Annotated in this window: 28 protein-coding genes; 4 read left to right on the forward strand and 24 right to left on the reverse strand. The window is 35.2% G+C overall.

Annotated elements, in window-relative coordinates; genetic code table 11:
- Positions 1–9 precede the first annotated feature (9 nt).
- The 6 genes from ACMA47_RS08740 to ACMA47_RS08765 all read right to left on the reverse strand — a co-directional run bounded on the left by ACMA47_RS08740 (position 10) and on the right by ACMA47_RS08765 (position 4,452).
- On the reverse strand, positions 10–204 hold the full coding sequence (locus ACMA47_RS08740) for a hypothetical protein (RefSeq protein WP_413929497.1): 195 nt from the start codon (positions 202–204) through the stop codon (positions 10–12).
- Positions 201–1,661 (reverse strand): DUF4178 domain-containing protein, encoded by a 1,461-nt coding sequence (locus ACMA47_RS08745; RefSeq protein WP_413929498.1) that lies wholly within the window; start codon positions 1,659–1,661, stop codon positions 201–203. The genes ACMA47_RS08740 and ACMA47_RS08745 overlap by 4 nt, the downstream gene beginning before the upstream one ends.
- Before the next feature lie 3 nt (positions 1,662–1,664).
- Complete coding sequence (locus ACMA47_RS08750; RefSeq protein ID WP_413929499.1) at positions 1,665–2,024, reverse strand: S-adenosylmethionine decarboxylase family protein; 360 nt, start codon at positions 2,022–2,024, stop codon at positions 1,665–1,667.
- Positions 2,025–2,044: 20 nt separating this feature from the next.
- A complete protein-coding gene (gene ctlX / locus ACMA47_RS08755; RefSeq protein ID WP_413929500.1) occupies positions 2,045–2,968 on the reverse strand; it encodes a citrulline utilization hydrolase CtlX in 924 nt (307 codons plus the stop codon).
- A 55-nt stretch (positions 2,969–3,023) separates the two neighbouring features.
- A complete protein-coding gene (locus ACMA47_RS08760; protein ID WP_413929501.1) occupies positions 3,024–3,431 on the reverse strand; it encodes a four helix bundle protein in 408 nt (135 codons plus the stop codon).
- A gap of 106 nt (positions 3,432–3,537) precedes the next feature.
- On the reverse strand, positions 3,538–4,452 hold the full coding sequence (locus ACMA47_RS08765; protein ID WP_413929502.1) for a dimethylarginine dimethylaminohydrolase family protein: 915 nt from the start codon (positions 4,450–4,452) through the stop codon (positions 3,538–3,540).
- A 290-nt stretch (positions 4,453–4,742) separates the two neighbouring features.
- On the opposite strand from ACMA47_RS08765, the gene ACMA47_RS08770 reads away from it, so the two are divergent.
- Positions 4,743–4,907, forward strand: coding sequence for a hypothetical protein (locus ACMA47_RS08770; RefSeq protein ID WP_413929503.1), 165 nt, complete (start codon positions 4,743–4,745; stop codon positions 4,905–4,907).
- Positions 4,908–4,942: 35 nt separating this feature from the next.
- Here the strand turns inward: ACMA47_RS08770 and ACMA47_RS08775 are convergent, their stop codons facing one another.
- The 3 genes from ACMA47_RS08775 to ACMA47_RS08785 all read right to left on the reverse strand — a co-directional run bounded on the left by ACMA47_RS08775 (position 4,943) and on the right by ACMA47_RS08785 (position 8,706).
- Complete coding sequence (locus tag ACMA47_RS08775) at positions 4,943–7,117, reverse strand: TonB-dependent receptor domain-containing protein (protein ID WP_413929504.1); 2,175 nt, start codon at positions 7,115–7,117, stop codon at positions 4,943–4,945.
- 80 nt (positions 7,118–7,197) lie between these two features.
- On the reverse strand, positions 7,198–8,259 hold the full coding sequence (locus tag ACMA47_RS08780) for a helix-turn-helix domain-containing protein (RefSeq protein ID WP_413929505.1): 1,062 nt from the start codon (positions 8,257–8,259) through the stop codon (positions 7,198–7,200).
- Positions 8,260–8,346: 87 nt separating this feature from the next.
- Positions 8,347–8,706 carry a winged helix-turn-helix transcriptional regulator gene (locus ACMA47_RS08785; RefSeq protein WP_079240253.1) on the reverse strand — a complete coding sequence of 120 codons (360 nt, stop codon included), beginning with the start codon at positions 8,704–8,706 and terminating at the stop codon, positions 8,347–8,349.
- Positions 8,707–8,828: 122 nt separating this feature from the next.
- On the opposite strand from ACMA47_RS08785, the gene ACMA47_RS08790 reads away from it, so the two are divergent.
- Positions 8,829–9,623 carry an SDR family oxidoreductase gene (locus ACMA47_RS08790; protein ID WP_413929506.1) on the forward strand — a complete coding sequence of 265 codons (795 nt, stop codon included), beginning with the start codon at positions 8,829–8,831 and terminating at the stop codon, positions 9,621–9,623.
- A 19-nt stretch (positions 9,624–9,642) separates the two neighbouring features.
- Positions 9,643–9,966 carry a nuclear transport factor 2 family protein gene (locus ACMA47_RS08795; RefSeq protein WP_413929507.1) on the forward strand — a complete coding sequence of 108 codons (324 nt, stop codon included), beginning with the start codon at positions 9,643–9,645 and terminating at the stop codon, positions 9,964–9,966.
- A gap of 60 nt (positions 9,967–10,026) precedes the next feature.
- On the opposite strand, the gene ACMA47_RS08800 is transcribed toward ACMA47_RS08795, so the two are convergent.
- The 8 genes from ACMA47_RS08800 to ACMA47_RS08835 all read right to left on the reverse strand — a co-directional run bounded on the left by ACMA47_RS08800 (position 10,027) and on the right by ACMA47_RS08835 (position 17,798).
- Positions 10,027–11,313 (reverse strand): citrate synthase, encoded by a 1,287-nt coding sequence (locus tag ACMA47_RS08800; protein ID WP_034694713.1) that lies wholly within the window; start codon positions 11,311–11,313, stop codon positions 10,027–10,029.
- 88 nt (positions 11,314–11,401) lie between these two features.
- Complete coding sequence (gene eno, locus ACMA47_RS08805; protein ID WP_413929508.1) at positions 11,402–12,694, reverse strand: phosphopyruvate hydratase; 1,293 nt, start codon at positions 12,692–12,694, stop codon at positions 11,402–11,404.
- Between the two features lie 192 nt (positions 12,695–12,886).
- Positions 12,887–14,110, reverse strand: coding sequence for a hypothetical protein (locus tag ACMA47_RS08810; protein WP_413929509.1), 1,224 nt, complete (start codon positions 14,108–14,110; stop codon positions 12,887–12,889).
- Positions 14,107–14,496: a hypothetical protein gene (locus ACMA47_RS08815; protein ID WP_413929510.1), complete on the reverse strand. Its 390-nt coding sequence runs from the start codon at positions 14,494–14,496 to the stop codon at positions 14,107–14,109. Before ACMA47_RS08815 ends, ACMA47_RS08810 begins: the two co-directional genes overlap by 4 nt.
- Before the next feature lie 25 nt (positions 14,497–14,521).
- Entirely contained in the window at positions 14,522–14,851 is a 330-nt protein-coding gene (locus tag ACMA47_RS08820) for a hypothetical protein (RefSeq protein ID WP_413929511.1), read from the reverse strand.
- Positions 14,852–14,922: 71 nt separating this feature from the next.
- The gene (locus tag ACMA47_RS08825; protein ID WP_413929512.1) at positions 14,923–15,711 is read right to left on the reverse strand and encodes a sensor histidine kinase; all 789 of its coding nucleotides are present in this window, start codon (positions 15,709–15,711) and stop codon (positions 14,923–14,925) included.
- Between the two features lie 618 nt (positions 15,712–16,329).
- The gene (locus tag ACMA47_RS08830; RefSeq protein ID WP_413929513.1) at positions 16,330–17,160 is read right to left on the reverse strand and encodes a hypothetical protein; all 831 of its coding nucleotides are present in this window, start codon (positions 17,158–17,160) and stop codon (positions 16,330–16,332) included.
- Positions 17,161–17,165: 5 nt separating this feature from the next.
- Complete coding sequence (locus tag ACMA47_RS08835; protein ID WP_413929514.1) at positions 17,166–17,798, reverse strand: response regulator; 633 nt, start codon at positions 17,796–17,798, stop codon at positions 17,166–17,168.
- A gap of 568 nt (positions 17,799–18,366) precedes the next feature.
- Between ACMA47_RS08835 and ACMA47_RS08840 the strand changes: the two genes are divergently transcribed.
- Entirely contained in the window at positions 18,367–18,801 is a 435-nt protein-coding gene (locus ACMA47_RS08840) for a hypothetical protein (protein WP_413929515.1), read from the forward strand.
- A 100-nt stretch (positions 18,802–18,901) separates the two neighbouring features.
- Here the strand turns inward: ACMA47_RS08840 and rplQ are convergent, their stop codons facing one another.
- From rplQ to infA, 7 genes are all read right to left on the reverse strand, one after another.
- Entirely contained in the window at positions 18,902–19,414 is a 513-nt protein-coding gene (rplQ, locus tag ACMA47_RS08845; protein WP_034694700.1) for a 50S ribosomal protein L17, read from the reverse strand.
- A 6-nt stretch (positions 19,415–19,420) separates the two neighbouring features.
- On the reverse strand, positions 19,421–20,416 hold the full coding sequence (locus ACMA47_RS08850; RefSeq protein ID WP_034694699.1) for a DNA-directed RNA polymerase subunit alpha: 996 nt from the start codon (positions 20,414–20,416) through the stop codon (positions 19,421–19,423).
- Between the two features lie 33 nt (positions 20,417–20,449).
- Positions 20,450–21,058 (reverse strand): 30S ribosomal protein S4, encoded by a 609-nt coding sequence (gene rpsD, locus ACMA47_RS08855; protein WP_062673615.1) that lies wholly within the window; start codon positions 21,056–21,058, stop codon positions 20,450–20,452.
- Positions 21,059–21,077: 19 nt separating this feature from the next.
- Positions 21,078–21,467: a 30S ribosomal protein S11 gene (gene rpsK, locus ACMA47_RS08860; RefSeq protein ID WP_034694697.1), complete on the reverse strand. Its 390-nt coding sequence runs from the start codon at positions 21,465–21,467 to the stop codon at positions 21,078–21,080.
- 12 nt (positions 21,468–21,479) lie between these two features.
- Positions 21,480–21,857, reverse strand: coding sequence for a 30S ribosomal protein S13 (rpsM, locus tag ACMA47_RS08865; protein WP_034694696.1), 378 nt, complete (start codon positions 21,855–21,857; stop codon positions 21,480–21,482).
- A 7-nt stretch (positions 21,858–21,864) separates the two neighbouring features.
- Positions 21,865–21,981, reverse strand: coding sequence for a 50S ribosomal protein L36 (gene rpmJ, locus ACMA47_RS08870; RefSeq protein WP_007839480.1), 117 nt, complete (start codon positions 21,979–21,981; stop codon positions 21,865–21,867).
- A gap of 64 nt (positions 21,982–22,045) precedes the next feature.
- The gene (gene infA, locus ACMA47_RS08875) at positions 22,046–22,261 is read right to left on the reverse strand and encodes a translation initiation factor IF-1 (RefSeq protein ID WP_027381317.1); all 216 of its coding nucleotides are present in this window, start codon (positions 22,259–22,261) and stop codon (positions 22,046–22,048) included.
- Between the last annotated feature and the right edge of the window lies 1 nt (position 22,262).

Here is a 22,262-nt window from a genome sequence, read left to right on the forward strand (position 1 = left end):
TTTATATTTTTATTTGTGATAGTATCTGTAGAATCCTACTCTGGAATGACTTCTTGTGGTTCCGTCCCGGTATGTTTCCGTTTTGGCACAATCGCAGACCTGATTTCCCTGATAGGTAAGGTATACAAACCAGGTCATGAAAAATCCTCCGATTAAACAGAGTATCCAGTTTTGTCTTATGTAATGTAAAATATTAGTTATCATGATGTGGCATATGGGGTGTTTGAACTATTCTTCCATTTATTCACATTAAAGAAATGTCTTCCTATCCACATTGCGATAAAGAGTACAATCATTATGAATAAAATGAATCCGAAGTTCCAGAATGAAACGGGAAGCCAGGTTGCCTTAATCTTAATATCGTTATTGGATGCAATAACATCTGTTGTAAGTCTTAGCCCCTCAACATTAATCAGAGAGTCTATTTTTGAAGTTCCGAAAGATGTTTTCACCAGTTTACCCAATTCTGTTGTATCTTTTTCTAAAGTCTTTCCGTCTATGAAAGTGATAGGCTGTCCTTTATAGATATCGGTTACCTCTACCGTTCCTGATTTATCCCTGGAGATTAATATCCTTGAATCCGGTGACTGAAGACCAGAAAACGCAGGTAATAAAGATCCTTCTTTTTCTGCTGAAATAAGAAAGTGATATTGTCCCGAACTTACTCCACAAAGGTTAAATTCTTCAGACTGACTTCCTTCTGACCAGCTTTCCCCATCTTCGTAACCATGATATTGTTCGATATCTTTTGATGTATAGACAATTTCGTTAGTCTTTTCATTCACAAGACTCAACTGAACATTAGCCCAGGAATTATCAACACCTGAAAATGCATTCACTTTTAATGGTGCTGAGCCTCCTGAAAGGGTAAAACTTTTACTGACCATTTCTTTGTCTTTTACATCAGCAAAATTGATGGTCTCCGCAAAAACGGTTTCGTTGGTTCGTGAGATATACACATAGAGCTGAAGCAGACATATCATTAATGCGCCCACACAAAAAATGTTTACTGCCTGTTTCATATCAAAATAATAAGGCTGAACAATTCCAACTCCTGTATAATACGGCATGTGAGCTATTTTAAAAGCTCTTTTAACATCATGCTTTGAAATGTGAACGCCGTAGAAATACTGGCTTTTCTTAGCCGTCTTTTCCTGAGAGATCATACGGGTTCCGTTGACATATTCTTTATAGGTTGCAACGCTGAAATCCAGGTGTTCATCAAAAAAACCGGCAGCAGCATCAATACTGCATGGAGTGTTTTCGTACCAGCGATAAGTTCTCCCAAGATAGGTTGGTAATTTAGAATCTTTACCTTTAAAATCATCAGGAAGCATAGAGATCAGAAAAACCCAATGCCCATCGCTCTCACTCAGGAAAGCATCATTTTCTTTGCTGTCTTTTAAAGAATATTCCCGCCAGAAAATACTGTTTCCGTATTTTCTGACAACAATTGATACAACGGTATATTCTACACCGTCAATATTTCCTTTCTGTCCGACGTCCAAGACAACGTTTTCTGTCGGTACTTTTAAATGTTTAGTCTTTTTATTTCCTGCTACATCAATGAGATGAGAGCAGGTTTTACAAACATATTCCTCGATAGGAAAATTGAGATCTAATGTATTTTCTGATTCGCATGCTGGGCAGACATAGTGCATTTTTTATCTGTAAATTTTGTGTTTCTGAATGGTTTTAGCTTTAAAATACTGAACTACTTCATCTGCAATCTGCTCTACTTTTGAGGTATTATCCTGTGTATAATTACAAAGAAAAACATCAAAAGTAAGCTGTTTAAATTCCGGCCACGTGTGGATACAAAGGTGAGACTCTTTCAGGATTACTGCGGAAGTAAAACTCTCATTCTCAAAAATATGATTGGTTACTCCTACAATTTCTACCTCTTTAGTTTTCAGAATTTCTTCTGTAAACGCCAGAAAACCTTTGCTGTCTAATAACAAATCTTCTGACTCTGTTTCCAAAGTCAGAAGAATATGTAAACCTTTACTTGATAATGGGTTCAATTAATTTTTTCGTAAATATATTATTTTTTTGGAAGAAAAACCTCAGCAAGCATACATCTTGCGCTTCCTCCACCATTTACTTCAATGGTATTCAAGTCAGAATAGATGATTTCGCAGTATTTTTCAATAGCAGCTACCTGTTCTGAAGATAAGGACTGATAAGCTGTCTGGCTCATCACCAGGAACTTCTCGCCTTCTTTGTTTTGAACCTGAAGCATATTTCCTGCAAACTGCTGCATCTGCTCTTCAGAAATTTCAATAATTTCTTTTCCTGAACCTTTAATCGTTTCTGTTACTTTTTCTCTTTCCAGCTCATCATCGATACAGTCAAGGCAGATTACAACAAATTTATCCGCCACACACATCATTACATTGGTGTGATAGATAGGAAGTCTTTCTGTTCCTACCGTCTGGAAAGAATGGAAAACAACGGGAGTAAATCCATATTTTGTACAGAATTCTCTGAACAGTTTTTCATCCAGCCTCAAAGAAACAGAACCGTAAGCAATTTTATTATCATGATCAAAAATCATGCTTCCTGTTCCTTCCAGGAAATGTCCCTGAGTTTCAGAAAAAGACCAGTCATCCACCTCAACTACTTCAAATCCCTGTTCCTGGATACTTTCAATAATATCTTCTCTTCTTTCCACTCTTCTGTTGGATGCGAACATTGGATATAAAACCACTTTTCCATCTTTATGAAAACTTACCCAGTTGTTTGGAAAGATAGAATCCGGAGTATGGGGGTCTAAGGTATCTTTTATAGTAATTACATTAATTCCTTTTTCTCTCAGTTTTCCGACAAAAGTATTGAACTCTGCCAAAGCTTTTGACTGGATATCAGAACCAGTCTGTTCTACCTGGAAATAATTATTTTTCGCTGTTTCAGCGTTGTAACCGAATGCAATCGGTTCTATCATTAATACTGTATCTGTTGTTTGCATTTTTTATAAGTTTGAGGGTGTTAGTGTATTAGAGTTTGAGTGTCTGAACAGCGTTTTACAAATTATTCTCTCCTTTATTCACCGAAGAAAATGAGCACCACTTTTCTGACTGGCTCATCATATTAACTAACATCCCTATTATTTGGTTATACTTGTTGTGCAAATTATTGTATTGCTCTTCATTCATATAATGGCAAGCAAGGGCAAACTGGAGCCATGTTTGGGTTTCTCTTGCTTCGCCCTCTGAATCTGTAAGCTTAGCGATGAAGGATTTTTCATATTTTCTTTTGCCCCAAGCCTCACTAATATTTGCTGTTACCGATCTTGATGATCTTCTAATCTGATCTGTAAGTGAATAAAGCTCTTCTTTAGGAAAAAATTTTGAGAGTTCATAAATCAACTGTGCTGTTTCAAATGATTGTTGATAAACTTTTAAGTCCTGATGAAATTTAATTGTCGACATACCCAAATATTTTTTTAAAATTAAAAAAATATTCAAACCCACCAACACTCTAACGCTCAGACTCTAAAACTCCTCTGCTCTCAAACACTAAAACTCTCCCACTCCATTATTCTCTCACAAGCGGCATTGTAGAACATCTCAACAAACCGCCCATTTTAGATATTTCTCTGTAAGGAATTTCTTCAACGGTCATTCCCCACTCGTTTCTCAGATGGTCATTCATTCTTGTGAATGCTTTGTCTGAAACCACTACATCAGGAGAAATAGAGAAAATATTCGGGTACATTTCAAACATTTCTTCATCATTGATATGGAAGCAGTTTTCTTCTCCGAAAATATCGATGATTAAACGGTAGTCACTTTCGTCTACGAATCCGTTTTTATAAATGATACATTTGTCTTCTCCTACCGGATTAAATGTGCAATCCAAATGCAGAATCCCTTCAAACGGAACTTTATCGTTTTTCTTCAATTCCAGATCGATGATTCTTTTCTTTGGAAAATATTCTTTCAGGATTTCAATGGCATACTCGTTGGTTCTTGCCGTTTTATAGTTTCTGTAATCTTCACTGAAACAGGTTCCGATGAAGATAAAGTCATTCCATACAATTACGTCTCCTCCTTCAATATGTGCGGTTTCGGGAAGATTAATAATTTTTCTCCATGCTACTTTTTCAAAAACACTTTTGTAGGCTTCCTGTTCGTCTGCTCTGTCTGCAATCACATTGGAAATAATCATCTTATCATCAATTACAAAGGCTACATCTCTTGAAAAAACCTGATTGTAGTCTTGGATGATACTAGGACGCAAAACTTCAACGTCATACTTTTTTAAAACCGCTTCAAAAGCGTTCATTTCATTGATAATATCCTCTTCTTTAGGATAAATGTTGTGTTCGATTGAGTAATATGACTTTGCGTCATAACTTTCCTCTAGTGTGGGAACTGGTCCCAATGAATTAGGCTGGCCTAGAACTACTGACTTCAGCCTACCCGTTTCGTTTTTAATATTTAGTCTCATAAAGATTTATGCAATACTACAAATATAAGTAAAGGTCTCTACCTATAAAACTTTTGGATTATTTTATGTATTAAATTTGATTGCAAAAATCAACACTCTTCAACAAAATTTCCTTGTCTGTTCGGCTAACTGCAGTGAATAGTCCCAAAAACATCTACAACTTACTATTTTCCATCTACATAAGAACAAAAAAACAGATAATTATATTATTTAATTTCCTATATTAGTGATATAATTTTCGCGAAATTATAGATCATAAAACTTAACTATTAACACCAAAAATCAAAGTCATGAACAAGAACATTAAAGTGCTGAAACATGCACAAAAATTAGGAAGAGATCAACAAAAATCTGTAATGGGAGGCGCTCCTATTTCCACTGGCAGAAGATGCTGCGAATGGGATGATGCAGGAAACTGCTATATCTGGACTTGCGACAGATGCCAATGCCCATAATAAAAAACGAAAACCTGCTTTTTAAGCAGGTTTTCTTATCTCGCTCTGTTTTCTTCTTCTGTTTTCTGAGTTTCTTTGACCTGATATTTTGAGCTTCCAATAGTATAACTGAGTGAAAATATCAATCTACTGCTATCCCACCAATGGGTAAAACGGTTATCCATAATCTGTTTATGCCTGAATTCCAAACGTTGTTCATTTGAATCCAGCAGATTGTTAAATCCGATTTTAGTGTTCAGTTTATTATCAAACCATGACTTGTGAACTGATACATCTATGGTATATCTTGGTTTAATGATGTAAAGGCTATTCCCCGTTTTAGATTCATAACTGGTAAAGACATTCACTGTAAATCCTTTTGGAAGTGAAAACACCTGATTCAATCTTACTTCATAATTATAAATATTCAATGCAAAGACCTCATCCAGATAGGGTCTGAATTCATAATTGTAATATCCCGTAATCTGGCTGGTGATATTCCACCATTTTGTAATCCTGACCGGAAAGCTGGTCTCCAGAATAGCAAAATTCCGATACGGAAGATTCGTTCCAAGATATTCCAATACATTCGTTTCCGGATTATAAAGAGGATAGCGGGTCATCACATCTTTTTCTTTCCCGACAGTAAAGCTGGTGATCCAGTTTTTATATCGATACGTTGCTTTGATCTGACTGGTAAAGGAAGGTAATAAATAAGGATTTCCAATCCAGTAATTTAACGGACTGAAATAAAATCTGAACGGATTGAGTTGAGAGAATGCCGGTCTTGTCATTCTTCTGCTGTAAGAAAGGGAAAATTCACTGGATTTATTAATCGTATAACTTGTGCTTAAAGAAGGCAGCCATTTCAGGTAATTTCTGGAAACAACAGAATCCATGGTAATGGCATTGGAAATACTGTTTGTGTTTTCAAATCTTAATCCTGCATTAATTTGAAAATCCCCAATTTTCTGTTTATAAGCCAGATAACCTGCCCATATTTTTTCTTTATAGGAGAATATATTACTTCGTGTAGGATCAAATACAAACTGATTTTCCGTTGATAATGTATCATACCGGATATTATTTTGCGTATCAGAATGACTGTATTTCAGACCTGCTTCAATATCGGCATTATTTATTTTTTGGGAAGCATCTATCTGAGCAGTATAAATTGTGATTTTATTAAAAAGATCAGACTTCCAATAAGACAATACTTTTGATGTACCCTGATCTCTATTAATAAAATCATCATCCTGTTTATTTTTCACAGAAAGATAGTTTCCTAAAAAGCTCAGTTTAAATCCTTTGGTCTGAAAAGAATAATCTGTCGTAATCCCATAGTTGTCCTGTGAATAATCTGTAGGGTTTTCGCTGGCTGTATTCAATACCCATTGAGTTTCATTTTTATTGGTTGTATACAGTGATCCGTTTCGGGTGCGGTCGTTATTCCGGAAGTTTCCTCTCATATTGATGCCAAACCTGTTTTTATCATTCAGCCTGAAATCAACTCCGGTTTGCAGGTTGTAAACTTTTCCAAAGTCTTCCTGATACGTCTGAGTACGCATGATATTTGTATTTGCCAAACGCTGTAAAGCATGATAACGATAGGTTGAAATTCCTTCGTTGTAACCTGCCTGAACGCTGTATGTTACTTTTCCGGTATGGTAAGAGACATTGACTGCATTTTCCCGATAGTTGAATTTATTGATGTATATATTTCCATTATAACCCACTTTCCAACCGAGACTGACATTCTTTTTTAGTTTAATATCAATAATTCCTTTAAATTCTGCATCATATTTCGAAGACGGATTGGTATTTACTTCTATAGACTCCACCATTTCGGGAGATAAAGACCGCAAATAAGCCTGCAACTCCTGATTACTCATCACCACCGGTTTTCCATCAATAAGAACGGCTGGGGTAATTCTACCCCCGATAAAAATTCCGTCTTCCTGATCTACAGTAACTCCAGGAGTTTTTCTCAGAACATCAAGAAGATGAGTAGACGTTTTAAAGTCTTTGTTTCCGGCAACAGACAGTACAAGATTACCGTCATTCAGCTTCATCTTTCTTGGGGCGGATTGAATGATGACTTCTGAAATATTCGTTGTGGAAGGTTTTACCTCAGCCAGAGAATCTGGAACTTTTTTATTTACTTTTTCCTGCGCTTTTCCAAAAAATGATAGAAACAGCAATAGCAGTAAAAGCCATAATTTGATGATCATAAATTTTAAATTTTATGAAATCAAAAGTATCGGCTTGTAGTAGCAATACGGTTTTGGAATTGAAATTCCGCAGTACTGAATTATAAATTTGAACTCTGAAACCTTGGTTCCGTAAGGGTTTGTGACTGTTTATACAAAAGAGGTGTCGTATTTTTTATTTTCTTGAATGTGGAAAAGAAAGTTGATTTGGAATTGAATCCAACTTCGTATCCTATCTCTTCAATTTTCAGATAAGAGCCATTTTCTATTTTTTCACAGGCATCATTGATTCGGTATTCATTGATGCAGGTCGCGAAACTTTTCCCCAGATTATCATTCAGCAATTGAGAAAGCTGATGTGCAGACATATTCATTCTTGAGGCAAGATCACTCAATTTTAAATTCGGATTTTTATAAAGTTCTTCTGTATCCATTAATCTTTCCAGTTTCGAAACAAAACTATCCGCCTGTTCTCCGGAAATCTTTTTATTGGAATATTTTTCGGTTTCTTTAACTGGAAGCTGCTGGTATTTTTTATTAAATAAAATCAAAAAGTTGGCATAGAGCACGAACGAGAACACAAGACTTCCTCCTGCACAATAGATTTGTAACCAGCCTGTAGAAATCAATTGATAACTCAAAAAGATAATCACATTACTAACCAGAATCGGAAGTACAAAATTGTTCGGACTTTTATGATTCTGTTTAAGCAAAATATAATATTGATAGACCGTAAGAAATATAAATACAGACCAAACGGTATAGATAAAAGTAGCAAAATAGTTATCCCATGTAATAGGAAATACCAGATATAATAAACCGACAACTCCTAAGATAAGGGTTAATATTCCAAACCATTTCTTACACTTCTTCCAATCAAACTGATCCTGCTGAAAGGAAGATTTCACATAATAATACAAAGCCGGCCCGGTAAAAAATAAGGCTGACAGTCCTAAATGCGCAATAATTCTGGGTAAATCGGGATAAAAATAAAAGCATACAGAAATCGCTACTCTTGAGCTTAGCATGAGAAGAAGAATCCCAAGGAAAAAATCCGGAAGGTATTTCAGTTTTTTAACAAACAGCAGATAAATGCCCAGCAGAAATCCGTTGAATGCTCCTACTGCGCTGAAGAAAAATAACATCTGTTCTCCGAAAGTCATTGGGTATTAATTTTTTACAGTAGTAAATTTAATCAAATTATTATATCCGATTTTGTAAAAAATAAAAATATCTTTCTCTTTTTAAGATTATTGTTCCAGCCTTTTCAGGATGAGCGCCCGTAAGTGCTCTTCATGATCATCACCCCATTTTCCTAATGTGGCAATAACCGGAATCAATGTCTTCCCAAATTCCGTAAGCCTGTATTCTACTTTTGGAGGTACAACGGGATAAATTTTCTTTGTAACAAGATCATGCTCTTCCAGTTCTTTTAACTGAACATTCAATACTCTGCGGGAAGCATCAGGAATTTTCCGCTGTAACTCACTGGGTCTTTGAAAACCTTCATTAATAAACCATAGCAAACGAATCTTCCATTTGCCATAGAGTACCTCAGCAATCAGATCAAGCCCGCAATTCAGATTGGGTGGGATTTTTCTTTCGTACATAAAAACAAATGTAACACAATGAGATGAGATCACAATAGGGGATTAATTTATCCCTATGTGATTCGTAAGACCGTACTTGTAAGAGCCTGTCATACTCCTGAAATTTGTACAAAAAAGAAATCATGACAGAACCATTTCATTTCAACAACGAATTATCAGGTAAAATTGCACTTGTAACAGGTGGAACAAAAGGAACCGGAAAAGCTATTGCCGAAAGATTACTCACTGCTGGCGCCACTGTAATTGTCTCTGCCAGAAATCAGCCTGAAGAGATGAATCATCAACTTTATTTCATTTCAGGAGATCTGAGTCAGGCCAAAGACACTGAAAAGCTGGTAAAGGAAGTTCTTTCTACTTTTGGAAAGCTTGATATTTTAATTAATACATTGGGAGGTTCAGAAACTCCTGGTGGAGGTTTCTCTGTTTTGAGCGATGAAGACTGGGAAAATACAATTCAGACCAATCTGTTGGCACCTGTTCGTTTAGACAGAGGATTTCTGCCGCAAATGTTAGAACGAAAAACGGGAGTAATCATTCATATTGCCTCCATTCAGGGAAGACTGCCTTTATTTGACTCTACATTACCCTATGCGGCTGCTAAAGCGGGACTGATCAATTACAGCAAAGGTTTATCAAAAGAAGTTTCTCCAAAGGGAGTGCGTGTCCTTACCGTATCTCCAGGCTGGATTATGACTTCATCTGCCATCCGAATGATGGAACGCATTGCTAAAAGTTCAGAAACATCGATAGAAGAAGCGACTCAAAGCGTTATGGATGCGTTGGGTGGAATTCCGATCGGTAAACCTGCCCAGCCAGAAGATATTGCAGAGTTTGTTGGATTTTTAGTTTCTCCACGGGCACAATATCTAACCGGAACCGAATATGTAATAGACGGTGGCACTATTCCTACTGTGTAATCATTTAAAAAAAAACAATATGAACTTACCTAACATTTTACAGGAATTCCTAAAGGCACAGGAACTTTTTGACAGTATTTCTTTCGCTGATTGTTTTTCTGAACAGGCATCCGTATTTGATGAAGGAAAAATATACACGGGAAAAGAAGAAATAAGACAATGGAATGAAAAATCCAATAATGAATACAAAACCCTGTTTGAGGTAAAAGATTTTTCGATGAAGGACAATACAACTGTTGTAAGAATCAATATTTTCGGTTCTTTTGATGGAAGTCCGGTCATGCTGAATTTTCATTTCCGGATGAAGGACAATCTTATTACGGCATTAGCAATTACTGAATAAGTTGTAAAAATAAAGAATCCCAAAGCAAGCTTTGGGATTCTTTTATGGTATAAGCAAATATTATCTGCTTGCGATGTCGATGTAGTTTCTTTCCTGAGCACCTTGGTAAACCTGTCTTGGTCTTCCGATCGGGTCTCCTTTCAGTCTCATTTCTTTCCACTGAGAAATCCATCCTGGAAGTCTTCCTAATGCAAACATTACAGTAAACATTTCTGTAGGAATTCCTAATGCTCTGTAGATGATACCTGAGTAGAAGTCTACGTTTGGATATAGTTTTCTTTCTACGAAGTACTCGTCTTCAAGAGCTACTCTTTCTAACTGCATTGCAATGTCAAGAGCTTTATCCTGGATTCCTAATGCTTTAAGGATATCGTCAGCAGCTTTCTTGATGATTTTCGCTCTTGGGTCGAAGTTTTTGTAAACTCTGTGTCCGAATCCCATTAGACGGAAGCTATCTCCTTTATCTTTAGCTTTAGCAACATATTTAGATACGTCACCTCCATCTTTTTCGATCAATTCAAGCATTTCGATTACAGCCTGGTTAGCACCACCGTGAAGTGGGCCCCAAAGTGCTGATACCCCAGCAGAGATAGAAGCGAAAAGACCTGTGTGAGCAGAACCTACCATTCTTACTGTAGAAGTAGAACAGTTTTGTTCGTGGTCTGCGTGAAGGATTAATAATTTATCTAAAGCATTTACAACTACCGGATCGATTTCGAAATCAGCGTTTGGTAATCTGAATGCCATTTTGTAGAAGTTCTCTACGTAGTTCAGGTTGTTATCACCGTGGTTTAATGGTAAACCTTGAGTTTTTCTGTACGTCCAAGCACAAAGGTGAGAGAACTTAGCGATCATAAGCTCAGCAGCATGATCCATTTCTTCTTTAGAGTTTACGTTCACTGCTTTCGGGTTGAAAGCTGTCAAAGCAGACGTCATAGAAGATAAAACTCCCATAGGGTGAGCAGAACGAGGAAAAACATCAATGATTTTTTTCATTTCGTCTGCGATGAAGTTATATTTTTTAATGTTGTTGTCGAATGAAGTAAACTGATCCTGAGTAGGTAATTCTCCATGTAATAAAAGATACATTACTTCAGTGAAGTTAGATTTCTCAGCAATCTGCTCGATTGGATAACCTCTGTAGAATAATTCTCCTTTATCTCCGTCTAAGTAAGTGATGTCGCTAATAGTAGCCCCTGTATTTTTGTAACCTAAATCCAGAGTGATCAAACCTGTCTGGTCTCTTAATTTTGAAATATCAATCCCTCTGTCTCCGATAGTACTATCCACGATTGGATATTCATATGAATTACCGTCGTAATTCAATATTACTTTGTTGTCTGACATTATTTATTTATTTTTTTTAAATATACCACTTTCCATAAAATACGGCAAACTAAAAATTTCGCTTGCCGTTATTTATAAATTCGATTAATTATCTTTTGATTTTAAAAGCTTCCAATCCTGGGAAAATTGCAGTTTCGCCTAAAGCTTCTTCAATTCTCAATAACTGGTTGTATTTTGCCATTCTGTCTGATCTTGACGCTGAACCTGTTTTGATCTGTCCACAGTTCATTGCTACGGCTAAATCAGCAATTGTAGAATCTTCAGTTTCTCCTGATCTGTGAGACATTACTGAAGTGAATTTGTTATTCTGAGCCATTTGTACAGCAGCCATTGTTTCAGAAAGAGAACCAATCTGGTTTACTTTTACAAGGATTGAGTTAGCAATACCTTCTTTTACTCCTCTTGATAATCTGTCTACGTTTGTTACGAATAAATCGTCACCTACCAACTGTACTCTGTCACCAATTTTATCTGTAAGCATTTTCCATCCTTCCCAGTCATCTTCCTGCATACCGTCTTCGATAGAAATGATCGGATATTTAGCAGCCAATTCTGCAAGGTAAGAAACCTGCTCTTCTCTTGATCTGTGAGCACCTTTGTCTCCTTCGAATTTTCTGTAATCGTAAGTTCCGTCTTTGTAGAATTCTGAAGCAGCACAGTCTAATGCCAACATGATATCGTCACCTGGCTTGTATCCTGCTTTTTCGATCGCCTGAAGTAATGTATCCAAAGCATCTTCTGTTCCGTTGAAAGTAGGAGCAAAACCTCCTTCGTCTCCTACTGCTGTAGAAAGACCTCTTCCTTTAAGGATCGATTTTAGGTTGTGGAAAATTTCAGTTCCTTTTCTCAAAGCGTGAGAGAAAGAATCAGCTTTTACCGGCATGATCATAAATTCCTGGAATGCGATAGGAGCATCTGAGTGAGATCCACCGTTGATTACATTCATCATTGGAACCGGAAGTGTATTGGCGTTCACCCCACCAATATATTTATAAAGAGGCATTCCCAATTCAGCAGCAGCAGCTCTGGCTACCGCTAGAGAAACACCAAGAATAGCATTAGCACCAAGATTACCTTTGTTAGGCGTTCCGTCAAGATCAATCATAATCTGATCGATATAGTTTTGTTCAAAAACCGGCTGTCCAACTAAATTCTCTGCAATTACTTCTTTTACATTTTCAACAGCTTTCAGAACTCCTTTCCCCTGATATTCTGAACCACCATCACGTAATTCTACCGCTTCGTGTTCTCCTGTAGATGCTCCTGAAGGTACAGCTGCACGGCCCATAGCCCCACTTTCTGTAAATACATCTACTTCAATGGTAGGATTTCCTCTGGAATCTAAAATCTGTCTTGCTTCTATGTAAGAAATTGCACTCATTTTTTATTTTTTTTAGTTTAGACAAATTTAATCAAAATTTAACTTTCAGGGGTATTTCACGGGATTTTTTTGAGATAAATCCGAGTTAAATTTTAGTTAATTTATATTATGATAATTCTAACTTTAAAAGAAATAAAAAAACCTTTTTGACGAGAATACTCAAAAAGGTTTTTATTCTAAGTTATGATGTAGTTATTGAATCTTTTTCTCATTAGGAGTTTCTACAAAAATGCTCTTTTTTTCAGAATCTAATCCCCAATTAAGACCTAAAAATGAAATAAGGTTATCTTTCTCTCCATAATTCTTCCCAAAGGCTGCATTAATATATACTTTATCAGAAACCTTATAGGCAATCAAGCCACTGGAACGAAATGTTTTATCAATATCATTAATTCTATAGATATATTCATAAGAAATAGAGAATCTTTTATAGGTAAACTCAGCTTTCCCTCCTATGTCATAGTTTTTTGTTCTTAAAAACTGTTGATTAGCATCTAAGTTTGTACCATCATCCAGATATCTTACTATTCCATAGAAGTTAAGCCTTTTTTCTACATTAGGTTCATCACTTTTTGCAAAATCAAACCCTGTATTTAATGTTAACCAAAATCCTAATTTTCCAAAGTGATTATTTGAAAACTTATTATCAGAGAAAAAAGTACTGTAACCTCCTGCAAAATCTGCAGAAATGAGTGGTGGAGCTTCCAAAAGATTTCTATAATAGTCGGCTTCTTTGGAGCTTTTATACTTTTCAGCAAATTTCTTTTTGAAGCGTGCTTTTCCTTTTTCAAAGATTTCACCTCGCACATCATCCTTAACCCCCGCTTTATCACACGAATCACTTAATAGTGTATGTTCGTTTGAATGTACCCAATCCTTGTTAATATTACTTAAAACTCTTTTCAGTCTTGCATCATGGGCAAGTATGGAATCTTTATTTTTATTTGTCCGAACTCTAATTAACGTACTTCTGACACTGAATGCAAATGAAGGATTTTTCATTTCATCCCCCGTTCCTAATGATAGATCTCTCACGAACCCTAATGAAAGTGAAGCTTTTTTGACTTCGCTGAAAATATTCCATTTATGTTTCACTTCACTTTCATTCACTTTCTCTGTGCTATATCCAGCATATTTTGAAGAGTTCATATTACTTGATGGTAATAGCCAGAATGGTGTCACTTCAAAAGCATAACTGTCTGGAATTCCCTCACTTTTTTTAAATGAATTTACTAAGCTTAAGACAATTGCTTTTTTTGATTTAACAATTTCAAGCTCTGATGGAGAAACTCCTAAAAGTATAACGGAAGGCGCTGTTGTAATTTCTAATTCTTTCAACTCAATATTAATATCTTTTTTTTGCTGTGCATAAAAGACTAAAGGAAAGAAAATAAGGATTAAAATATAATTTTTCATAAGGTAATATGTTCAATGGTTATAAATTTTACAGAACTAATCCTCTCCTCGCTATCCAAATCTTTGCTTGTTCTTTTTTTAAAAGGCTGTAAAGGGCCAATTACATTAAGTACAGAGTAAGTAATCTGCGTTTGTTGAATAGCATTATCTAAATTTTTCTTTGGAATACCTTCAAAAGAAAACTCATGATTAATTTCAATCTTTTTTCCCTTAAGATCTTTAAACGATCCTATTTTCTCTCTTCTTTCATATTCAAATTCTTTTATCCCGGGAATAGTGACAAGAGTACTACAAGCTGCTGTAGATGATACAGTGATTTCTAAAAATACATCCTGGCTATCTGTAAGGTCAAATTTTAAGGTTTTTGATGATTTTATAGCTTTCATGACATTTGTTCTTTTAAGTTTTTTATTATTTTCTCGGTGTAGGCGATAAAAGTCCGGCTAAGGCACCTATTGCACCTGAAGAAATGGTGGCAAAAATAGTGACCAGCTGATTATCTTTAGCAGCACCATCATTCCAGTAAGCAATGAGAATAAGTCCTGCTATAATGGTAATGACTGCCAACCCGAGCATAAGTACAATGATTCTGTAGATCCAATAGTCTGTTTCTTTCGGGTTCTTTATTTCTACATTTTTAATAGCTTCTATCGGATTGGTTTTGAACTTCTCCTGAAGATCAGTGTTGTTTTTTAAAGCAGCTTCCAAATCTCCAATACTGTCGTTAATAAGAGTTTTCATGGCTTTTAATTTTATATATCAAATTTCCCTCTAAAAAACGGACCAGTCAATTACACAAAAGGGTAATTTATTTATAATGCTATTTTAAACACCAGACAGGTTCCTGGATTTTCGGGTATGATGATACATTCACCGGACAACTCATTCATTCTTCGTTTCATATTTCTAAGGCCGTTACCTTCTTTCTGCCCATCAGAAATTCCGGTTCCGTTATCAGTAATTTTCATTGAAAAGTTATTGTCTTCCTGCGAGAATGAGAGTTTCACAGTATTTGCCTGACTGTGTTTATACACATTATTGACAGCCTCTTTTAAGCAGAGAAAAAGATTGCGCCTCATTTCTGTAGAGATCGCTGTTTCTGCTATGATATCTTCACATTCTGAATACACCATTATTTTTGTTTTTTTCAAAAAGTTTCCAGTATAAAGGATGGCATAATCGATAAAGCTTCCTAAGGTATCATTTCCTGAATTCAGACTCCAGAGCATTTCCCTCATGGAGATGTTCATTTCTTCGGAGGTTTTCAGAAGTTCATCAATATCACTTTGCAGATCATCATTCTCAGCCTTCTGTTTTAGAAATTCTGCCTGAAGTTTCAGAGCAGATATTCCCGCTCCCAGGTCATCATGCATATCGTGAGAGATACGCTCCCGTTCCTGTTCCAGCACTTTTTGTTTTTCGAGTTCTTTCTGAAGAAGCTGGTTTTGATGTTCGGATTCTTTGAGTTGTTGTTCTTTAAGGTAAAGGAGCTGTTTTCTGTTGTACATTAATACAATGAAAATGGTAAAAGCAACTAAAAGCACAACCAGGAGTAATGCTATTAAAAAAATAAGTTTTATTTCTGAAGGTAAAGACTTCATTTTTTATCCATCAATTTATATTTGTGTAAAGCAATAAAGAATAAGCCAGAGCATACAATATTGATTATATTTAATATTTGTTTCAACAATTTTAGAAACGGTTTGTCAATTTCATCCAGTAAATACATGGGAATAATTCTGAAAAGAAAAAAGCAGCTCCATAAAAGTATCGAGGTTGAAATCCAAAAAACAGGATCTTCTGTAATTTTCGATTTGCTGATATTGTTTAATTTATAACTGCACCAGTACAATACCTGAAGGATATTCATGACACAATATGTGATCGCCATATTCAAATTATACTTATCAACATAAAAAAGCTCAACATCCAATAGCATTGCTATTAAAACTATTATAGCTAGAGCAACCGCTATCTTCTTGCTTTTAGTATACCGGAAATAAAAGATGATAAAATAAAAACTATTGAAAAGATTCAGATAATTATACTGAATTGATTTCGTCGAAATAAGATTAATTTCTGAAAAAATATCTACAGCAAAATTGACGATTAAATACAACAAAAAATAGTCTTGAGAGGACAATTTTCTTCCTCTCAAAACTATGATTCCTTTTATCAATACCATAAAAGAAATGATATAGTAGGCTGTGATAAGCATTTTATGGCTCTAAACTTCCCTGATCATAATATGGAAAATCTGCACTGAGCAATTGTTTATTATTGTCAGACGGCATCGTTGCAAGATATATTGACTCTTTTAAGCTTCCATCCATAAATCTTACTTTTTTGCCAATACATGGTATAAAATCAAGCCTAACAACATTTTTTCTAAGACAGCCCTCCAAATACATGTGTATTCTATCGATGTATTGTTTTACGAGAATCAAATCATAACGTATACAGTTGGCTACATAAGCATCGCTTGATGCACTCGTAAGAACTCTGCCTAAACTCGTTCCAACAATGTCTTCAAGATCATTAGGATTGACCTCATAATAGGTATCTAGATTAAAGACAAAGTAATGTTTGGCAGGTTTAGCCTCTGTCTCTGGTTCAACATGGAAAGAAAGAGTTATATATAAATATTCCTTTTTACTTTTCAAGAAAAGTTGATTTTTTTCGGACATCATTTTAGAAGATTCACTAATCGTGCTATCTGTAATTTGCCTAAAAGAAATCTTCATTATTGTATAGCCATCATTCAAATGACTTCTAACAAGAGTTTCAAATAACTTGAAGTCAATAAACAACTCCTGTGTAAGATTAGGAACCCGTTGCCGAAATACTCCATTGTTTGTTTGAAACTCATGATCCCCTATAGGATGGGTCACAAAAAATTTCACACCATTTTTTACAATATAATCCTTTATCAATTGTTCTTGCTCAGTAAACTCAGCCATGTCATAAAAATCTTTAATTGTCCCTGCTTTTTGCTTAGCAACGATGGTTGCTTCCAGGGCACATTTAAAATCGTACAGTTCTTTTTCCATAGTTTTTAGTTTTTTGATTGATTAAATTTATTGATTGCCTCCACTTTATTGTTTACGTGGAGTTTTCTGTAGATATTTCCAACGTGTTTTTTCACTGTATCAATGCTGATGAATTTCTGATCTGCAATCTCTTTGTAGAGAAGCCCTTGCGAAAGAAGTTCAAGGATTTCCTTTTCGCGTTCTGTAAGTTCATCAAAGCCTTTTATTTCCGGAAGTTTTTTCTCGAAATGTTTCAATACCCTTCTCGCAATAGAAAAACTCATAGGTGCACCACCGTTGTATACATCGCGGATGGAAGAAAGAATTTTATCCATGCTTTCTCCTTTTACAAGATATCCCATAGCCCCTGCTTTTAACGAATTAAAAATCTTTTCATCATCATCAAAGCTGGTACACATGATAAACTGTGTATTGGGCATTTCTTTTTTTAATTTTTCTATGATTTCGATTCCGAGCATATCCTGTAATTGGATATCCATCATCACAACGTCAGGAGAAATATCGGGTAGATTTGTTATGGCATCATTACCATCAAAGAACTGAGCAATCACTTTCATATCCTTCTGATAATCGATGACCTTCTTCAACGCATTGTTGTAGTTTTTTTCGTCTTCTACTATGGCTATGGAAATGCTCATGACTTTGTTTGTTTGAAGCAAATTTCAACAGAAAACAATTTGAAATCAATTACACCTTTGTGTAATATTAATGTTTGAGTTTGAAGTTGTGATTCAGTCTTTTAGTTTTTACTAAATTTAATCAATTTTTGACTTCAAAAACAATATACGGCTAAATATTTCACAATAAATTAAAAATAAAAACAAACAAGAGACAATAAATCACCTTAAATTAACAATTATTTCACAATATGATTAAAAATTTACTGATAAATATAGCTTACTGTATTATGAATTTGACCCACTCAGAGATCTGAATCCGGTTCTTACCTTTCTTAAACCATATTCCAGAAATGTAAAATGCCTGCTGATGACCTGCTGTAATATTCCAATATCATCCGGAATTTTTTCATTTGATAAGAAGAACTGCCTCTCTTTAATTTCAAAATTTTCTATTTGCTAAACCTAGTATTCAAAGAGAAAAACAAAAGAAATATGCATGAATAACCGTTAAATTTTCTCATATTGTAAGGCATGATTTTTGTAAAATTAAATTATAAAATCATATTGAATATCAAATAAAATAATCATGAAAAAAAGTATCTTAGCCTTAGGTGCTGTGTTGGCATTAGCTGTAGTCAGCTGTAAAAAAAGTGAAAGCGGAAACAAAGTTGTTATCAAAACAGACAGTTCAGAAACTGTAGTTACAGATGATAACGGAAAAATAGATTCGGTGACACAAAGTTCTTCGACAGTAGATATCAACGGAAAGAAAATTGAGAAAACTGATTTTGTTTATAAAGCTACAGACGGAACATTGGTAAAAGTAGTATTTAAAAATGATCCGAAAGAAAGCACAGTAGCCATTACCAGCAACAAGAAAACATTTACATTACCTAAATCGGAAACCAAAGGGGATGAAACGATTTACAAAAAAGATGATATGACGGCAAGGGTAAAAGGAGATAGTCTTCACCTTGAGCAAGGGAATAATATTATTGAACTGAAAAGAACAAAGATCTAAATAAAAAATGTCCTTCAATATTGAGGGACATCTTATTTTATAAGTATTACAAAAAAAACCATCCGAAAACGGATGGTTTTTATATATATCTGAATGAATATTATTCTTCAGTTTTTTCTTCAGTAGTATCAGCTTTAGCTTCTTCTACTTTTTCTTCTACTACAGGAGCATCAGCAACAACTGCTGCTTTAGCTGGCGTAGATCTTCTGCTTCTTCTTGTAGCTTTTTTCTCTTCAGCATTAGGGTTGTAAAGCTCGTTGAAATCTACTAGTTCGATAAGAGCAGTATCAGCAGCATCACCTGGTCTGAATCCTGTCTTGATGATTCTTGTATAACCACCGTTTCTTTCAGCGATTTTAGGAGCTACAGTTCTGAATAATTCAGCAACCGCAAATTTATTTTGAAGGTAAGAGAATACTACTCTTCTGTTGTGTGTAGTATCTTCTTTTGCTTTTGTTAATAGAGGCTCAACATATACTCTTAAAGCTTTAGCTTTAGCTACAGTAGTGTTGATTCTTTTATGCTCAATTAGAGAACAAGCCATATTAGAAAGTAAAGCACTTCTGTGAGAAGCTGTTCTTCCTAAGTGATTGAATTTTTTACCGTGTCTCATTATTAATTATTTATCAGCGTCTAACTTATATTTTGCAACGTCGAAACCGAAGTTAAGACCTTTTGAATGCACTAATTCTTCTAGTTCTGTCAAAGATTTTTTACCAAAATTTCTGAATTTCATCAAATCAGACTTACTGTAAGAAACCAGTTCTCCAAGAGTTTCTACTTCAGCTGCTTTTAGACAGTTAAGGGCTCTTACAGAAAGATCCATATCTGCTAATTTAGACTTAAGAAGTTGTCTTGTGTGAAGAGTTTCTTCATCGTACTGGATAGATGCTTTTACGGCTTCAGTTTCAAGAGTGATTCTCTCATCGGAGAATAACATGAAGTGATAAATTAATATCTTAGAAGCTTCAGTTAAAGCATTCTGAGGGCTGATAGACCCGTCAGTTTCTATATCTAATACAAGTTTTTCGTAGTCTGTTTTTTGCTCTACACGATAATTTTCAATGCTGTATTGTACTTTCTTGATCGGCGTAAAAATAGAGTCAATAGCAATAGTTCCAATAGGAGCATTGTTTGACTTATTTTGTTCAGAAGGAACATACCCTCTTCCTTTTTCAATATTGAAAGTAATTTCGAAAGTTACATCACTGTTTAGGTTGCAGATCAATAAATCTGGGTTCAGAACCTCAAATCCATTGATAGACTTTCCTAAATCACCAGCAGTAATAACCGTTTGACCTGAAACTTTAGCAACAACCTGCTCGTTAGCCTGGCCTTCTGCTGCAGCTTTTAATCTTACCTGCTTAAGGTTAAGAATAATTTCGGTAACGTCTTCGATTACTCCTGGAATAGTTGAAAATTCGTGCTCTACACCTTCTATTTTGATAGATGAAATAGCGTATCCTTCCAGAGAAGAAAGCAACACTCTTCTCAAAGCATTACCGATTGTAAGCCCGAAACCTGGTTCTAAAGGTCTGAATTCAAATTGACCTTTAAATTCATCAGAGTTAAGTAAAATTACTTTATCGGGTTTTATGAATTGTAAAATTGCCATATTATTGGGTTGAGCAAAAATTTGATTAAAAAATTATTTAGAGTAAAGTTCGACGATAAGGTTCTCCTTAATGTCCTCCGGAATCTGGATTCTTTCAGGAGCAGAAATGAAGGTACCTTCTTTCTTCTCATCGTTGAATTGTAACCACTCATAGTTTGACTTAGAAGCCAATGCATTGGTAACAACTTCAAGAGACTTAGACTTTTCTCTTACAGCGATTACATCACCAGCTTTTACCAAGTAAGAAGGGATATTAAGAATCTCTCCGTTCACAGTGATGTGTCTGTGAGAAACTAATTGTCTAGCTCCAGATCTTGTTTTAGCAAAACCTAATCTGAATACTACGTTATCCAATCTTGATTCACAAAGTTGTAATAGAACTTCCCCTGTTACACCTTTACTTCTGTGTGCTTTGTCAAATAAGTTAGCAAACTGTCTTTCTAAAATACCGTAAGTATATTTAGCTTTTTGTTTTTCAGCTAACTGAACTGCATATTCTGATTTTTTAGCACCTCTTCTTTTGTTAGGACCGTGTTGTCCTGGCGGTTGGTTTTTTCTCTTTTCGAAGTTTTTGTCATCTCCGTAGATTGCAGCACCAAACTTTCTAGCAATCTTAGTTTTAGGTCCAATATATCTTGCCATAATGGGTAAATTCTAAAAATTAAACTCTTCTTCTTTTTGGTGGTCTACATCCGTTGTGTGGCATTGGAGTCACATCAACGATCTCGCTAACTTCAATTCCTGAATTGTGAATAGATCTGATAGCAGATTCTCTACCTGCACCTGGACCTTTCACAAACACCTTTACTCTTCTTAAACCAGCTTCGTGAGCTACAGCAGAGCAATTTTCAGCTGCCATCTGAGCAGCAAATGGAGTATTCTTTTTAGAACCTCTGAAACCCATTTTACCGGCAGAAGCCCAAGAGATAACCTCTCCGTTTTTATTTGTTAAAGAAATGATGATGTTATTGAAAGAAGCCTGAATATGCGCTTCTCCAATAGCTTCAACTTTTACTTTTCTCTTCTTAACTACTTTAGTTTGTTTTGCCATAATTCCTAACGATTATTTACTAGCTTTTTTCTTGTTAGCAACAGTTTTTCTCTTTCCTTTTCTGGTTCTAGAGTTGTTTTTCGTTCTCTGGCCTCTTAAAGGTAATCCAAGTCTGTGACGTATTCCTCGTTGGCATCCTATGTCCATCAATCTCTTGATGTTCAATTGCACTTCAGATCTTAATTCTCCTTCAACTTTTACGTTTTCTAGGATGTAAGTTCTGATGGCAGCCAATTCATCGTCATTCCATTCGTTGACTTTTTTGTCTTCGCTGATACCGGCAGCTTTAAGGATTTCAGAAGAAGTACTTCTTCCAACACCATAAATGTAAGTTAAACCGATAACTCCTCTTTTGTTTTTTGGTAAATCAATACCTGCAATTCTCGCCATAATTTAATTAACCTTGTCTTTGTTTAAATTTTGGGTTCTTCTTGTTGATTACGAACAGTACACCTTTTCTGCGTACGATTTTGCAATCAGCGCTTCTTTTTTTAATTGATGCTCTTACTTTCATTTTGATAGTATTTATTTTTTAACAAGAGCCAAATGGAGATCTGAAGATTCCATTTGGCGTTTGTTTAATATCTAAATGTGATTCTCCCTTTTGATAAATCATAAGGAGACATTTCTAGTTTTACCTTATCACCAGGTAAAAGTTTAATATAATGCATTCTCATTTTACCAGAAATATGAGCGATAAGAATATGCCCATTTTCTAGTTCTACACGGAACTGAGCGTTCGAAAGTGCTTCCGTTATAACGCCGTCTTGTTCAATATGTTTTTGTTTTGCCATA

Source organism: Chryseobacterium sp. T20 (assembly GCF_047345655.1).
Classification (GTDB): Bacteria; Bacteroidota; Bacteroidia; order Flavobacteriales; family Weeksellaceae; genus Chryseobacterium.